The sequence below is a fragment of the Halomonas sp. A020 genome (assembly GCF_027943625.1).
Classification (GTDB): Bacteria; Pseudomonadota; Gammaproteobacteria; order Pseudomonadales; family Halomonadaceae; genus Vreelandella; species Vreelandella piezotolerans.
On the sequence record NZ_AP022850.1, the window covers coordinates 2625619 to 2639973 of the forward strand.

The window sequence follows — 14355 nt, forward strand, 5'->3', positions numbered from 1 at the left end:
GGTGATGGCTCACGTTACTCTTCGAACGTGACCTGATCGCGCATACGGTCTACCGTGGCAGGGCCAATGCCGCTCACCCGAGTGAGGTCATCGGCATCCGTAAAGGCGCCGTTGGTTTCGCGCTCTTCGATGATGGCGGCGGCGCGGCTTGGGCCGATGCCTGGTAATTCAGCTAACAGTTCTTCATCGGCGCTGTTGACGTTGATGGGAGCCACGGTTTGGGCAAATGCTGCACTGGAAAGTCCTAGGCTCAGACTGATGAGAAGTGCAACGACAAAGCGTTTGACGGCTGTGTGCATGGTTCATGTCCCTTATTTGGTGCTTAGGTGCCAGCCACGTGCTCAACGTGATGGCGAGTAGTCGCGGTCACCTTCATGGTCGCCGCCTTAATGAACTTAAACTTTTCAAAACGTAAGTGCTGTAAGCGATCAACGATAACTTTTGTAAGTCTTTCGCTACAGGGTAATGGCGAATCGCTTACACAGCTTATATGGCGAGGCTGGTACACTAGGCGCTTGCCCCTGCGTCCAAGACGTGATTTTTCAACAGCGTTCACGAACACGGAGTAAGCGCGTGTCCACCGATTCCCCACTGATTATTGCCCTCGATTACCCCTCGCTCGATGCGGCGCTCTGCATGGCCGACCAGCTCGACCCGGCTCGCTGTCGTGTCAAAGTCGGTAAAGAACTCTTTACGCGCAGTGGCCCTGCGGTGCTGGAAGCGCTTCACGGCCGTGGCTTCCAGGTATTTCTGGATCTTAAATTCCATGATATTCCCAACACGGTGGCCAGTGCCGTTCAGGCGGCAGCGGAACAGGGGGTTTGGATGGTGAACGTACACGCATCGGGCGGGCGTAAAATGATGGAAACAGCCGCCAAACGGTTATCCGATCATCGACTCGCGACTCACTTGATCGCCGTCACAGTGTTAACCAGTATGGGCAAAGAGGATTTGGCGGAGGTGGGCTTAACGGCAAGCCCTGCTGAGCATGTCATGCACTTGGCGGCTTTGACGCAGCAAAGTGGTTTGAACGGCGTCGTCTGTTCGGCCCAGGAGGCGGCCCAAATTCGTGCGAAGTGTGGCGAGGCGTTTTTGAAAGTCACCCCAGGCATACGGCCAAGCTTTGCTGCAGCGAACGATCAACAGCGCATCATGACACCCGCTGATGCGATGCGCGCGGGCAGTACGCATTTGGTGATTGGTCGTCCGGTGACCCAGGCCGAGGATCCCATGGCAGCGTTGGCAGCCATCGAGGCCGAGCTTTCGGGCGTGTGATCACTCGCCCTCTACGCCGGTAATCGGTTTGATCGTTCCCCAGCGGCGACAGCTTGGGCACTGCCATGCCAAACTGTCGCTGCTAAAGCCGCAGCGGCGACAGCGTTGGCGGGGCCTCCCGCCCATCAGGGCCTTGGTGTGATGTTTGAGCAGCATCAAGCGTGTATCGGGCGTCTCTTTACCCATGAGGCGCTCGCTCTCCAAGTAAAGGTCTACCAGATAATCCAGTCCCCCCAAGCTAGGGGCTTCTGCTAGCCATTCGCCGGTGCGCTCGATAGCGCTGTCGACGCCATCTCGTTGATGTACCAGTGCGCCTAGTGCCACGATGACGCTAGTGTAGGGGGCTTCGCCTAATAGTTGGTAGAGGTGGGTTTCCAATCCAGCTAGGTCGTCGTGGCGTGCATAGGCGCGTTGCAAGGCTGGTAACATGGTCGGGATGTGAGCGATATCCTGTTGGGGAATATGGCTGAGACGTTCGATGGCTTTGGCGTATTGGCCATTGTCCATGTCCAGATCGGCAAGCATCAGCGTCGCACGTACACAACGCTCGTCTAGCTGTAGCGCTTTTTTGAGATGTTTACGTGCCAAAGCACGGCTAGATTGGTCGATCTCTTGCTGAGCAAGCTCGCATAGCCAGTGAGAGGCAGGTCGGCGCATGGCGGGCTGCTGTTTCATGAGCGGTTGTACGATTTCTAAGGCATCCTGCCACTCTTTTTCACGCTCGAGCAGGTCGATCAATAGTCGTTTAGCTTCCAGGCGCAGGCCCTCTTGGCTGGAGTGCTCCAGCAGTGCACGCAGCAAACGCTGCGCTCTATCATGCACGCCCAGGGCGATGAAATCCCGTGCGAGTTCGAGCTGAATGGTTTCATTGGTCGTGGTAGAGAGGGCGGGGCGGGCGAGCAGGTTTTGGTGGATGCCGACGGCTTTGTCCGCTTCACCCCGCGAGCGAAACAGCTTCCCCAAGGCAATGTGTGTCTCAACGGTTTCGCTGTTGACATCTAGTGCATGGATGAACGTTTTGATGGCTTCGTCAGGCTGCTCGTTCAATAAGTAGTTCAGCCCGACGAAGTATTCTCTGGAGAGGCCCGGAGCGCGGGAGGGTCGCTGGGCGCGGCGGTGGGCGTAGCGAAAACCCAGGCCAAAGCCAATGGCTATGGCTGCCAAGAGAACGCCTAGCAGCACCGCATCCTGCATTTAGGCAAGTTCCTTAAACCCCTGCGTACGTAAACGGTCTAGCTCTTTACGCTGCTGTTTGTTGTGGCGCTCGCTACGGGCGAGCTGCGCTTTTAGGCGGACGTACACACCGAGCATGGCCAGCATGCCGACGATGACGCCAACCGCCAACGTGGCCAGCAACCACACCGATAGCGAGACCGGAGGCAGTTCGGCCCAGATCAGGTTCAAGGGGATGGCCTGCTGATTATTGACGGCGAACAAAATGCCGACCAGCAGCACTACCAATAAAATGACGGCCAGAATCAGCCCTTTGATCCAACGCATGAGAGTTTCCTAGTCAGTGACATTCATGGTGCTATTGTGTCTGAGTCTCGGCACGGCGTCATCCCGCAGAAGGTCGGATACCGCTACTTTCGCGGTCAGTAGCCGAGCGCACGACTGGCGTCGACTTGCTCGCGCAACTCCTTGCCCGGTTTGAAATGCGGGACGTACTTGCCATCCAGGTCCACCGGGTCACCGGTTTTAGGATTGCGCCCTGTGCGCGGCTCGCGATAGTGAAGCGAGAAACTGCCAAAACCACGTATCTCCACTCGCCCTCCGTTGGCAAGCGCATCGGTCATATCGTCCAAGATAATACGCACCGCCGTCTCGACTTCTTTGGCGGATAGCTCCGGTTGACGCATCGCAATTTGTTCGATTAATTCAGATTTGGTCATCGGTTGGCTCCCTGCGAACTTTAAAGGCCGTGACGCACATGCGACCTCGATAACATCGAAATCAGCATACTGCGCATAAACGCATAAAACAATTCAGATAAAACAAGGTACTAGGTAAGTACAAAGCTGATTAACAGCATAGGCGATGCTCGGCGCTGGCGCGACCCTGCAGCTTCGGTATACTGGCCTTTCATTTCACTGACTCGGAGAAGCGACCGTTGAGCGACGACACTTCCCCTGCTGCCGTTCTACGAAAGCGGCTTTACTGGCACTCCCGACGCGGTATGTGGGAGCTGGATCTGCTGTTGATTCCCTTTTTGGAGCAGCGATTCGACGCGCTAAGCGAACAGGAACAGCGCACCTACCAGCGCTTGATCGAAGAAGAGGATCAAGATCTGTTCGTGTGGTTGATGCATCGAGAATGGCCCGAAGACCCTGAGCTTCGCCATCTCGTCCAGATGATCGTCGAGCATGCTGAAACCACCGATAACGCTGCCTATCGTACGCTCTAAATTAGCCGTTGGTGTTCAAGTTGCTTTGGTGCTGGGTTTGGCGCTACTCACCGCTCGGGCATTAAGCGTCTGGGTATCGTCAGGTATGCTTGTGATCAGCGTGTGGCTGATCGTTAGGGCTTATCGTACACAGCGGTGTGGTGAGCTTCATCTGGTGCAAAACGGCAGTCAGTGGGAAGGTTACTGGCTGCAGAGCACGGGTGAGCCGGGCGTGAGATTAGGTGTAAGCTGTGACTACCTTGGGCCTTGGCTGGTCGGTCTGCGTATCGGTGCCCGGCGAATGTGGGTGTGGCCCGACTCATTGCCGAATGCCAGTCAGCGCGCATTGCGTCGCTGCTTTCATCGGCCGGGCCGCTGATCCTTTAGACCAGGTCATCTAGCTTTATCCACGATGGCTGAGTATCCAGTGCGGGGCGCGGCCAATCCTTCGAGTAGTGCAACCCCCGTGATTCGTGGCGCTTTGCGGCGGCCATCACCGTCATTGTGGCCAATGCCAGGGCCTGCTGGAGGCGAATGCTCTCTGGGTGTGTCTTGGCGGATTCGTTCGACTCCCATTCATCGCTCAGGGCGGCTAACGCTCTGCGGGCAGCTTCTAGGCCTTGATCGCTCCGAACGATGGAAACATGTTGGCTCATGATGCTACGCATCGTGTGGCGATACCGGTCGAGCTGCTTAGCGTCAAAAGGGGCGTCTGGGGTTAAGGGAGGGGGGGTTACGGTTTCTTGCGTGACCGTCTCGCGTGCGTGCTTAGGGGACGCAAGGATGTGCTGCGCACAGCTTCTAGCATACACCAAGCACTCCAGGAGCGAGTTACTGGCCATACGGTTGGCTCCGTGAAGGCCGGTGTAGGCGGTTTCTCCGATCGCGTAGAGGTTGGCGACCTGTGTGGCGCCCACGTGATCCGTTGCGACACCGCCGCAGCTATAGTGGGCGGCGGGAACAACGGGGATCGGCTGGCGCGTAATGTCGATTCCCCGTGAGGCGCAATGCGTCAAAATCGTGGGGAAGTGATGGCGTATGGCTGCCTGCCCGAGGTGACGAATGTCTAGCCAAACGTGCCCCAGTGTGCCTTGCTGAATGTGCGCGTCGATGGCGCGCGCCACCACGTCTCGCGGGGCAAGTTCGGCGCGCGGGTCCAGGTCGGGCATGAAACGGTGGCCCGTCTCGTCGAGCAAATGTCCCCCTTCACCTCGTACTGCTTCGCTAATGAGGAAAGCCGGGCCGTGCGGGTCGTAAAGGCAGGTGGGGTGAAACTGCTGAAACTCGAGGTTGCAGAGCGAGGCGCCCAGCTCGGCTGCCATTATCATCCCTTCGCCGCTGCTGGGCGAAGGGGTGGTGGTGTGGCGATAGAGCCCACTGGCTCCGCCGGTCGCCAGTACCGTGTGTTGGGCGAAAAGCAATTGTCGCCGCTGGCTACTGTCGACGCCCTGGGCGCCAACGCAACGGCCCTTGGCATCTTGCAACAGGTTGACGATGGTGAGATCGCTGCATTGGTTAATGCGTGGGTGCGCGGTGACGCTGCTGACCAGGGTATCGACGACGGCGCGGCCTGTTGCATCGTCGGCGTGAATGATGCGCCGCGCATTGTGCCCGCCTTCTCGGGTGAGGTGGTAGGGGTAGCGAGCCTGAGGGTCGGGGTCGAGGGTGAAAGGCACGCCCCTGTCGATGAGCCACTGAATGGCCTCAGGTCCGTGAGATACGGTAAAGCGAACGGCTTCTTCGTCGCACAGACCGTCGCCTGCAATCAGCGTGTCCCGTACATGATCATCCAGGCAATCATCTGGGGAAAGCACCGCTGCGATGCCGCCTTGAGCCCAGCGACTGGCCCCTTGATCATCCTGTTTAGGACGAACCAGGGTAACGGACAAATGATCAGCAACTTCCAACGCCAAGGTTAGACCAGCGACACCGCCGCCAATAATCAATATGTCAGATGCTGGCGTGCTCATTTGGCCCGCTTCCTCTCTTTACGACAATAGTCAGGAGGGCATGATAGCGTGACGTTTCGGACTAGGCGATGTGTTTGGTCAAAAAAACAGGGAGTTGGAGGGGAGGGGCAGATACAAAAAAAGCCGCGTAGATAGCCTCTATCTCGCAGCGTTACTTTCAATCTAAATTAATGGTTTATCAATGGTGCCCGGAGCCGGACTTGAACCGGCACGGAGTTACCTCCGAGAGATTTTAAGTCTCTTGCGTCTACCAATTTCGCCATCCGGGCAGTGTATCGATGCTATGAAAGCCATCGTTACACTGAAAATGGAGGCTGGAGTCGGAATCGAACCGGCGTACACGGAGTTGCAGTCCGCTGCATAACCACTCTGCCATCCAGCCAAGCAAGTCATTTCATTGGGGTCAACCAAATTGGAGCGGGAAAGGAGATTCGAACTCCCGACCCTCGCCTTGGCAAGGCGATGCTCTACCACTGAGCTATTCCCGCTCGACTCGAGGGCGAATTATACGCATCGCCACGCGCTTGTCAAACAATCAATTTACCAATGGGTTCAAAGAGCTATTGTAAAACTGAGGCAATGCCCTTTACATGGAGCGGCTAAGGTGAGGCCAAGCAGCTTTGAGGTATTGGACCATGGAGAGCAGTGTCAGGGCGGCGGCGACGTAAAGCACCCCCACGCCTAAAAGGGCAATAAAATGTCCTGGGGGGAAGGCCAGAAGTACCAGAATGGCCATCATTTGCAGCGTGGTTTTGAGTTTGCCAATCCAGGACACAGCGACCATGCCGCGTTTGCCCATCTCTGCCATCCACTCTCGAAGCGCCGAAATGACGATTTCACGCCCAATGATGACCAAAGCTGGGAGCGTCAAGACCAGCGTGTCGAAGCGTTCGATCAGCAGGGCGAGTGCCACGGCGACCATGAGCTTATCTGCAACAGGGTCTAGGAAAGCGCCAAAGGGAGTGGATTGATTCCAGCGACGGGCGAGGTAGCCGTCTAACCAATCCGTCACGGAAGCAAGGGCAAACAAGCCCGCAGCGACTGGCATGCTCCAGCTAAAGGGTAGATAGAACAGTACGACCAGTAGCGGAATGAAAACGATTCTTGCCAGTGTGAGTATGTTGGGTATATTCATCGCAGGGCGCGATCCTTGCCGGAGAATCATGAAAGTCGGAGTGAAGCGTGGGGTCATTCTATCCCCCTTAGCGCATTGCATCCATGTTAAGAACGCGTTTATCCGTTCAATGACGTATAAATCGTCTCAGCCAGCGCGGCGTTGATGCCAGGCACTCTGGCCAGCTCATCGCGGCTTGCCTTTTGTACGCCCTGTAGCCCCCCGAAGAAGCGCAATAGTTCGCGCCGCCGTTTTGGCCCAATGCCGGGGATGTCTTGCAGAGTAGAGGTGCGCCGCGCTTTGTCTCTGGCGGCGCGGTGCCCGGCAATGGCAAAGCGGTGCGACTCGTCGCGAATGTGCTGTATCAGGTGCAGCGCTGGGGAAGCAGGGTCCATCGGTAACGGGTTATCGCTGGTCTCTAAGAATAGCGTTTCTAGACCCGCTTTACGGGTAGTGCCCTTGGCGACGCCCAGCAGCACGATGTTGGTAACGGCTAAGTCGTTCAATACGCCACGCGCCATATTGAGCTGCCCTTTGCCGCCATCCACAATCAAGATGTCTGGAGCCACCGCTTCACCGCTTTTTACTCGCTTCAGCCGCCGAGTGAGCGCTTGCTGCATGGCAGCGTAATCATCCCCGGCGGCAACGCCTTCGATGCGAAAATGGCGATAGTCGTTCTTACGCGGGCCTTGATGATCAAAAACGACGCAGGACGCTACCGTCGCCTCGCCTTGGCTATGACTGATGTCAAAGCACTCCAGCCGTTCTGGCAGGCTGTCAAGGCCGAGCGCTCTTTGTAGGGCCTCGAAACGCTGGGTCAGTTGAGACTTGTTGGCAAGCTGTGAGGCGAGCTGCTGCTCGGCGTTGGTCATGGCCAAGTGCTGCCACTGGGCGCGATGTCCGCGTACCTGGCTGGCGACCCTGATTTTTTTGCCCGCCAGTTGCGAGAGCGCATCGGCAATCAGCGCACTATCCTCTAGGGGGTGGCTCGTAATCACTTCCCCAGGAACATTATGGGGCTGTCCAAAGTAGTACTGGCTGACGACTTCGGTCAACAGCATCTCCGGCGGTAGGTCGAGATCGTTTTTTGGCGTGTGATGGCGCGCGCCTAGTAAGCGTCCATCTCTCACGCTTAGGATAGAGATGCCGAGTGCACCCGGTCGCTGGGCCAGCGCAAACACATCGGCATCGCCACTCTCGTTATCGACGAATTGGCGCTGCTGAAGCTGACGCAGCTGCTGAATTTGATCGCGCAGACGAGCGGCTTCTTCGAAGTCGAGCGCCTGGCTGGCGATTTCCATCTCTTGAGTCAATAGCTGCGTGACGTGCTCACTCTTGCCTTCCAAGCACATGACGGCGTGCTCCACATCTCGCCGGTACTCTTCCTCGGAAATATAGTCCACGCATGGGGCGCTGCAGCGCTGGATTTGATACTGCAAGCAAGGACGAGAACGGTGGGCAAAGACGCTGTCTTCGCAGTTGCGGATGCGGAATATTTTCTGCATCAGCGTGAGACTCTCCTTGACCGCGCCGCTGCTGGGGTAAGGGCCTAGGTAGCGGCCGTCATCGCGACGCTGGCGTGCACGCTTGTACTCCAGAGCCGGGTAGGGGTGGCGATCAGTGACGAAGACGAAAGGATACGACTTATCGTCGCGCAGCAGAATGTTATAGGGCGGGCGAAGTTCCTTGATCAGCGTTTGTTCGAGTAACAGGGCCTCGGTTTCACTGCGGGTCACAGTGATTTGAATGTCGGCAATGCGCGCCACCATCGCCTGAGTTTTCGCATTGAGTTGGCCACGGAAATAACTTGCCAGCCGAGCTTTCAGGCGTTTTGCTTTCCCTACATAGAGCGTATTTTGCTCTTCGTCGAGCATGCGGTAAACGCCCGGCGACGAGCTGACGGAGCTTAGAAACTGCTTGGCATCAAAAGTCATGGCTGGGCATCGGCGCTCTCAAACGTCAGAAGAGGCGATGGTAGGTCTATCCCAGGATCGCGTCAAAGCCCTCGACGAGCCCGTGGCGTAAGGCAAGGTGAGTGAGTTCGACGTCCGTGGCGACTTGCAGCTTGTCAAACAGGCGGTAACGGTACGTGTTGACGGTCTTTGGGCTCAGGTGCAGGCGATCGGAAATGTCTTGTACACGCTGGCAGTTGACGATCATCAGCGCTATTTGTAGTTCACGGTGGGAGAGGTGGCTAAAGGGGTTATCCTCGTCAGTGAAGTGCGCCAAGGCAAGCCGCTGGGCAATCTCTTGGCTGACATAACGGCGTCCGTGGAATACCTGCCGAATGGCTTCGGTCATTTCAACGGCGTCTGCCCCTTTGCTAAGAAAGCCTGATGCGCCGGCCTCGAGCATCCGTCGCAGCACGCTATCCTCCAAATGCGCGGTAAGAATAATCACTTTGACATCGGCCAAGGTGCGGTGGATACGGCGTGTGGCTTCGAGTCCGCCGATTCCCGGCATGCGGATATCCATGAGTACGATATCAGGCTTTAACTGGCGACACTGAGTCACGGCGCTTTCGCCATCGTCAACCTCACCCACGATTTTGATATCGCACTCTTCGTTGAGCAGGTGGGCGATACTGGTTCTCACCAGGTGGTGATCATCGGCAATTAAAACGTTGATCAAGGGTCTGGCTCCTGCAGGTAGTCATCGTTGGCTCGGGCGATACGCGTGCTGCGAAACTATAGAGTGCCACAGCTCTTGGCAAAGGAGAATTAGTTGATGCTTGTTTACTTTAAACCTTGACCTTGCGCTACTTGTCGCTTAGTATTCGCTCCGCTGCAGGTTGCTGCAGTGATTGGGGCCTTAGCTCAGCTGGGAGAGCGCAACACTGGCAGTGTTGAGGTCAGCGGTTCGATCCCGCTAGGCTCCACCAAATTTTAAACGCCGCGTTATTTATAACGCGGCGTTTTCGTATGCCTGCTCTCGAGCTTTGCTCCTCTGCTTTCCACCCGAGTTTGGGTGGAAAGCACCAGAGCTTAGGCTTCGAGGAGCTTGGGTTACGAAGAGCTTAGCCTTCGATTTGCCCGAGCAGCAGGAATTCGATCAGTGCCTTCTGGGCGTGCAGACGGTTGCCTGCCTCTTGCCAAACCACGGCGCGCGGGTCGTCCAGCAGTGTATGGCTAATCTCTTCGCCGCGGTGAGCTGGTAGACAGTGCAGGAAGAGGGCGTCGGGCTTGGCGGTATCGAGCATGGCTTCGGTGACTTGAAAGCCGGCGAAATCCGCCTCGCGCTTTGCTTGCTCTGCTTCCTGGCCCATTGATGCCCACACGTCGGTGGTGATCAAGTCAGCGTCTTTGGCCGCTTCTTTGGGGTCGTGGAGTAGCGTGACGCAGTTGCCAGCCGCTTCCATGATGTCAGCGCGAGGCTCGTATCCTCTCGGACAACATACCCTCAAATGGAAGCCGAACTGGCGAGCGGCATTGATCCAGGAGTGACACATATTGTTGCCATCGCCCACCCATACGGCGGTACGGCCTTTCACGCTGCCGCGAAGCTCGGTCCAGGTCATGACGTCTGCTAGCAGTTGGCAGGGGTGATAGTCGTCGCTGAGCGCATTGATCACCGGCACGCTGCTGGCACTGGCGTAGGTTTCCAATCCTTCGTGAGAGAAGGTGCGAATCATCACGGCGTCGACCATTTCAGAGAGCACGCGAGCGGTATCTTCGATGGGCTCGCCGCGGCCCAGCTGGGTATCGCGGGGAGAGAGGAAGAGCGCGTGGCCACCAAACTGCGCCATACCCGTCTCGAAAGAGACACGAGTACGCGTGGAGGATTTTTCGAAAATCATTGCCAGCGTGCGGTTGGGCAGCGGTGTATAAACCGGACCGTTGGCTTTCAAGTCCGTTTTGATCTTGATGGCACGCTGGATCAAATACGCCAGCTCGTCTGGGGATAAATCCAGTAAAGTAAGGAAATGGCGTGTCGCCATGATGACTGCTCTCCACACAAAAACACCATCCTAGCGATGCGGCAGGGGATGCGCAACGCGAGCAGCATGCGTAGAATGGCGGCCACGCGTTAAGACCGAGTCGTTTGCTCGGGTATTGGCGGCAGCCGCGCCTACCTTACTCTGCCGGTCATGGGGTTAAAGCCAGTGAGCGGATGGCGTAGACTGGCGCGGAACACAACACTCGTTAGGAGCACATCATGAGCACGACTGCCGAAAACATTCAGCGTCAAATCAGCGAAAACCCGATTCTGATCTACATGAAAGGCACACCTCAGTTGCCCCAGTGTGGTTTCTCCGCGCAGACGGTTCAGGCGCTGATGAGCTGCGGTGAGCGCTTTGCCTTCGTCAACGTTCTGGACAATCCGGATATCCGTGCAGAACTCCCCAAAATTGCCAACTGGCCGACATTTCCGCAACTGTGGGTAGAGGGCGAACTGGTTGGCGGTTGCGATATCGTGGTCGAAATGCATCAAAACGGCGAGCTGGAAAAACTCGTCAAAGAAGCCGCCCAGCGCGCTGCAGCCGCCGAAGGTGGTGAAAACGCTTGAGCGTGATGCCACAAGCCGTTTGAAGACCGCCCGGCGGTTGGCGGGCTGCGGTGCAGCCGCTAGAATGGTGCGCAATCACTAAGCGCTTACTCTTAGCAAACGCGGTTCACGATGGGCCGCGTCGCACCGATTGTCAGCCCGCCAAAGGAAGTGTTGCTCAATGAGCTATCAGGTTCTGGCCCGCAAGTGGCGGCCACGTACATTCCACGAGCTCGTGGGCCAGGCCCATGTTCAACGCGCCCTGGTCAATGCTCTTGATCAGGGCCGTTTGCATCATGCCTACCTCTTTACCGGCACGCGAGGCGTCGGCAAAACCACCCTGGCGCGCATCTTGGCAAAGTGCCTCAACTGCACGGCGAATGGGCGCGGCGACGAAGGCATTACCTCGACCCCCTGTGGTCAGTGTGATAGCTGCCAAGCCATCGACGAGGGGCGGTTCGTCGACCTGATCGAAGTCGATGCTGCCTCGCGTACCAAAGTGGAAGACACCCGCGAGCTGCTCGATAATGTCCAGTACGCGCCTACACAAGGGCGCTATAAAGTGTATCTCATCGATGAGGTGCACATGCTGTCCACCAGTAGTTTCAACGCGCTGCTGAAAACGCTGGAAGAGCCCCCGCCTCACGTCAAGTTTCTGCTGGCGACGACCGACCCGCATAAACTCCCGGCCACCGTTTTATCACGTTGTCTCCAGTTTACGCTCAAGCACATGCCGCCTGAGCGTGTCGTCGAGCATTTGACCTACGTGCTGGGGCAAGAGGGCGTCGATTACGACGAGAGCGCGCTTTGGCTGCTGGGCAAAGCCGCCGAAGGCTCCATGCGTGACGCTATGAGTCTGACCGATCAAGCGATTGCGTTCGGCCAAGGCGCCGTTCGGCACGCCGATGTGGCGGCCATGCTGGGTACGCTGGATCATCGCCATGTGCTCGCGCTCGTCGATGCCTTGGCAGATGTGGACGTGCAGAAGCTGTTGGCGGAAGTGGCGCAGTTGGCCGAACAGGGGCCGGATTTTGCCGCCGTGCTAGACGAGCTGACGGCCACTCTTCATCGCTTGGCCGTGGCGCAGATGGTGCCCGATGCTGTGGATAACAGTCACGGTGATCGTGCGCAGATCCAGCAGTTGGCCAGCCGTTTTACCGCCGAAGACATTCAGCTCTACTACCAGATTGGTATTCAGGGACGTGGCGACATGGTGCATGCCCCGGATTTGCGCAGCGCCTTGGAAATGACCTTGTTGCGTATGCTGGCCTTCCGTCCCCAGGGCGTGCCGAAACCGCCGGTAACGCCGTTACCGCTACGCCGCGAGCCCGCCTCCGATACGAGCGCACCCGCCGAGGCATCAACCGAGACCGCTACTTCTGTCGACGGATCTAGCGCAAAAAAGTCTGAGCCTGCATCCGTAGTCGCCGGGGAGTCGTCCGTAGCGCCTGCTGAGGTGCAGGCCTCAGCGGCTCATGAGGATGATGCGGGCTCGGCCTTGTCTTTGCCGACTGGCGCCGAACGAGACGAGTCGGAGCCCCCGCCCTGGTCGCTTGAAGAAGTGGAACATACGGCTACGCTCGCGCCAGAGCCAGAGCCAGAGCCAGAGCCAGAGCCAGAGCCAGAGCCAGAGCCAGAGCCAGAGCCAGAGCCACATGACGCCTCTTTGGTTGCTGCTACGTCTGAAGTCACACCCGAACCCGTGACCGAGCTTGGTCGTTGGGACCATAAGACGTGGTTAGCCCATTTTGACGCGTTGGGCTTGGGAGGCTTGACGCGCAATTTGGCGGCACATTGCCAGTTGGAGAGCGATGATGGGCAGACCGTGATACTGCGGCTCGACCCCAGTCAGTCGGCCATGCAAGCCGATGTGCACAATGGACGAATCGAGCGTGCGCTCAAGGCGTTGGGGTTGACAAGAAAGCTTCAGTTCAGCGTCGCCGAGCTAGACACGGCGCTGGAAACGCCTCGCCAGCAAGAAGAACGCCTGCTGCAGGAGCGCCACGCACAGGCAGTTGATCTATTGCATCACGACCCCAATATCCAGAAGCTACAGCAGGCGTTTGGGGCTACGCTCATTGAGTCGTCCGTCAAACCGACGCCAGCGGCACGCTCTTAATGGCTACCGGCTATCTTTATCCGTTTCAATAATTGAGGAGAACACCGCATGTTCAAAGGCGGAATGGGCAACATCATGAAGCAAGCCCAAGAAATGCAGGAAAAAATGCAGCGTGTACAGGAAGAAGTCGCTCAGGCGGAGGTACATGGTGAGGCAGGCGCTGGGATGGTCAAAATCACCATGAACGGCCGTCACGATGTCATCGATGTGACGATTGACCCTAGCGTGCTGGAAGAAGATAAGGAGCTTCTGGAAGATTTACTGGCCGCCGCAGTGAACGATGCCGTTCGCAAAGTAGAAGCCAACTCTAAAGCGAAGATGGAAGAAGCAACGGCCGGCCTGAATTTACCGCCTGGCTTTAAGATGCCCTTCTAAACCATGCGTTTTTCTCCGCTTGTCGAGCAATTGATGGACGCCTTTCGCGTGCTGCCCGGCGTTGGGCCGAAAACGGCTCAACGTATGGCCATGCATCTCTTGGAGCGTGAGCGCCCGGGGGGGAAGCGTTTGGCCGCCGTGATCCAGCAAGCGATCGATGAGGTCGGTTATTGCCAGCGCTGTCGAACGCTGACTGAAGCCGAGATATGTGCGCTGTGTGAGAGTCCGCGCAGAGACGATGCGCTACTTTGTGTCGTCGAGTCCCCTGCTGATCAGCTAGCGATCGAAGAGGCCGGTGGCTTTCAAGGGCGCTATTTCGTGCTACATGGCCATCTCTCGCCGCTCGACGGTATTGGGCCAGACGCTATTGGGCTCGATGTGCTCGAGAGTATCGTGGCCGAGGGCAGCGTTCGTGAAGTGGTGTTGGCGACCAATCCCACGGTAGAAGGTGAAGCGACCGCCCACTTCATTGCGTCTCAGTTAGCACATTACGGCGTCGCTTTCTCACGTCTTGCTTACGGGGTGCCCATGGGCGGTGAGCTGGAGTATGTCGATGGTGGCACACTGAGTCGCGCCTTTAACGGTCGCCAGCCTTTCGCTAGCGACGAATACTGACAAGAAACGCAAGCGCTGA

16 protein-coding genes and 4 tRNA genes are annotated in these 14355 nt (G+C 57.4%); 8 read left to right on the forward strand and 12 right to left on the reverse strand.

Features of this window, described 5'->3' with window-relative positions; genetic code table 11:
- Nucleotides 1-14: 14 nt before the first annotated feature.
- On the reverse strand, nt 15-299 hold the full coding sequence (locus tag FRH_RS12250; protein ID WP_239285877.1) for a ComEA family DNA-binding protein: 285 nt from the start codon (nt 297-299) through the stop codon (nt 15-17).
- Between the two features lie 274 nt (nt 300-573).
- Between FRH_RS12250 and pyrF the strand changes: the two genes are divergently transcribed.
- Nucleotides 574-1275, forward strand: a complete 702-nt coding sequence (pyrF, locus tag FRH_RS12255; RefSeq protein ID WP_139525604.1) for an orotidine-5'-phosphate decarboxylase — start codon at nt 574-576, stop codon at nt 1273-1275.
- Here the strand turns inward: pyrF and lapB are convergent, their stop codons facing one another.
- The 3 genes from lapB to FRH_RS12270 all read right to left on the reverse strand — a co-directional run bounded on the left by lapB (nt 1276) and on the right by FRH_RS12270 (nt 3167).
- On the reverse strand, nt 1276-2469 hold the full coding sequence (lapB, locus tag FRH_RS12260; RefSeq protein WP_281996949.1) for a lipopolysaccharide assembly protein LapB: 1194 nt from the start codon (nt 2467-2469) through the stop codon (nt 1276-1278). It abuts the gene before it with no gap.
- On the reverse strand, nt 2470-2775 hold the full coding sequence (locus FRH_RS12265) for a LapA family protein (RefSeq protein ID WP_139525606.1): 306 nt from the start codon (nt 2773-2775) through the stop codon (nt 2470-2472). It lies immediately after the preceding gene.
- A gap of 95 nt (nt 2776-2870) precedes the next feature.
- Nucleotides 2871-3167: an integration host factor subunit beta gene (locus tag FRH_RS12270; RefSeq protein WP_139525607.1), complete on the reverse strand. Its 297-nt coding sequence runs from the start codon at nt 3165-3167 to the stop codon at nt 2871-2873.
- 218 nt (nt 3168-3385) lie between these two features.
- On the opposite strand from FRH_RS12270, the gene FRH_RS12275 reads away from it, so the two are divergent.
- The gene (locus FRH_RS12275) at nt 3386-3679 is read left to right on the forward strand and encodes a succinate dehydrogenase assembly factor 2 (RefSeq protein WP_139525608.1); all 294 of its coding nucleotides are present in this window, start codon (nt 3386-3388) and stop codon (nt 3677-3679) included.
- Nucleotides 3639-4037 carry a hypothetical protein gene (locus FRH_RS12280; RefSeq protein ID WP_231125524.1) on the forward strand — a complete coding sequence of 133 codons (399 nt, stop codon included), beginning with the start codon at nt 3639-3641 and terminating at the stop codon, nt 4035-4037. Before FRH_RS12275 ends, FRH_RS12280 begins: the two co-directional genes overlap by 41 nt.
- Before the next feature lie 4 nt (nt 4038-4041).
- On the opposite strand, the gene nadB is transcribed toward FRH_RS12280, so the two are convergent.
- The 7 genes from nadB to uvrY form a co-directional block, all read right to left on the reverse strand.
- Nucleotides 4042-5628 carry an L-aspartate oxidase gene (gene nadB / locus FRH_RS12285; RefSeq protein ID WP_281996950.1) on the reverse strand — a complete coding sequence of 529 codons (1587 nt, stop codon included), beginning with the start codon at nt 5626-5628 and terminating at the stop codon, nt 4042-4044.
- Between the two features lie 182 nt (nt 5629-5810).
- Nucleotides 5811-5897 (reverse strand) — tRNA-Leu (locus tag FRH_RS12290).
- Between the two features lie 39 nt (nt 5898-5936).
- Nucleotides 5937-6010 (reverse strand) — tRNA-Cys (locus tag FRH_RS12295).
- A gap of 31 nt (nt 6011-6041) precedes the next feature.
- Nucleotides 6042-6116: transfer RNA gene (locus FRH_RS12300), tRNA-Gly, on the reverse strand.
- A gap of 98 nt (nt 6117-6214) precedes the next feature.
- Complete coding sequence (pgsA, locus tag FRH_RS12305) at nt 6215-6763, reverse strand: CDP-diacylglycerol--glycerol-3-phosphate 3-phosphatidyltransferase (RefSeq protein WP_281996951.1); 549 nt, start codon at nt 6761-6763, stop codon at nt 6215-6217.
- 98 nt (nt 6764-6861) lie between these two features.
- Nucleotides 6862-8676, reverse strand: coding sequence for an excinuclease ABC subunit UvrC (uvrC, locus tag FRH_RS12310; RefSeq protein ID WP_281996952.1), 1815 nt, complete (start codon nt 8674-8676; stop codon nt 6862-6864).
- A gap of 46 nt (nt 8677-8722) precedes the next feature.
- Nucleotides 8723-9373, reverse strand: a complete 651-nt coding sequence (uvrY, locus tag FRH_RS12315) for a UvrY/SirA/GacA family response regulator transcription factor (protein ID WP_139525612.1) — start codon at nt 9371-9373, stop codon at nt 8723-8725.
- Nucleotides 9374-9547: 174 nt separating this feature from the next.
- Here uvrY and FRH_RS12320 point away from each other — a divergent pair.
- Nucleotides 9548-9623: transfer RNA gene (locus tag FRH_RS12320), tRNA-Ala, on the forward strand.
- 135 nt (nt 9624-9758) lie between these two features.
- Here the strand turns inward: FRH_RS12320 and argF are convergent.
- Complete coding sequence (argF, locus tag FRH_RS12325) at nt 9759-10679, reverse strand: ornithine carbamoyltransferase (RefSeq protein WP_281996953.1); 921 nt, start codon at nt 10677-10679, stop codon at nt 9759-9761.
- Between the two features lie 218 nt (nt 10680-10897).
- On the opposite strand from argF, the gene grxD reads away from it, so the two are divergent.
- From grxD to recR, 4 genes are all read left to right on the forward strand, one after another.
- Nucleotides 10898-11248, forward strand: a complete 351-nt coding sequence (gene grxD, locus FRH_RS12330; protein WP_139525614.1) for a Grx4 family monothiol glutaredoxin — start codon at nt 10898-10900, stop codon at nt 11246-11248.
- A gap of 160 nt (nt 11249-11408) precedes the next feature.
- The gene (gene dnaX / locus FRH_RS12335) at nt 11409-13346 is read left to right on the forward strand and encodes a DNA polymerase III subunit gamma/tau (RefSeq protein WP_281996954.1); all 1938 of its coding nucleotides are present in this window, start codon (nt 11409-11411) and stop codon (nt 13344-13346) included.
- A gap of 48 nt (nt 13347-13394) precedes the next feature.
- Entirely contained in the window at nt 13395-13721 is a 327-nt protein-coding gene (locus tag FRH_RS12340) for a YbaB/EbfC family nucleoid-associated protein (protein ID WP_139525616.1), read from the forward strand.
- A 3-nt stretch (nt 13722-13724) separates the two neighbouring features.
- Nucleotides 13725-14336, forward strand: a complete 612-nt coding sequence (recR, locus tag FRH_RS12345) for a recombination mediator RecR (RefSeq protein WP_139525617.1) — start codon at nt 13725-13727, stop codon at nt 14334-14336.
- Nucleotides 14337-14355: the final 19 nt, after the last annotated feature.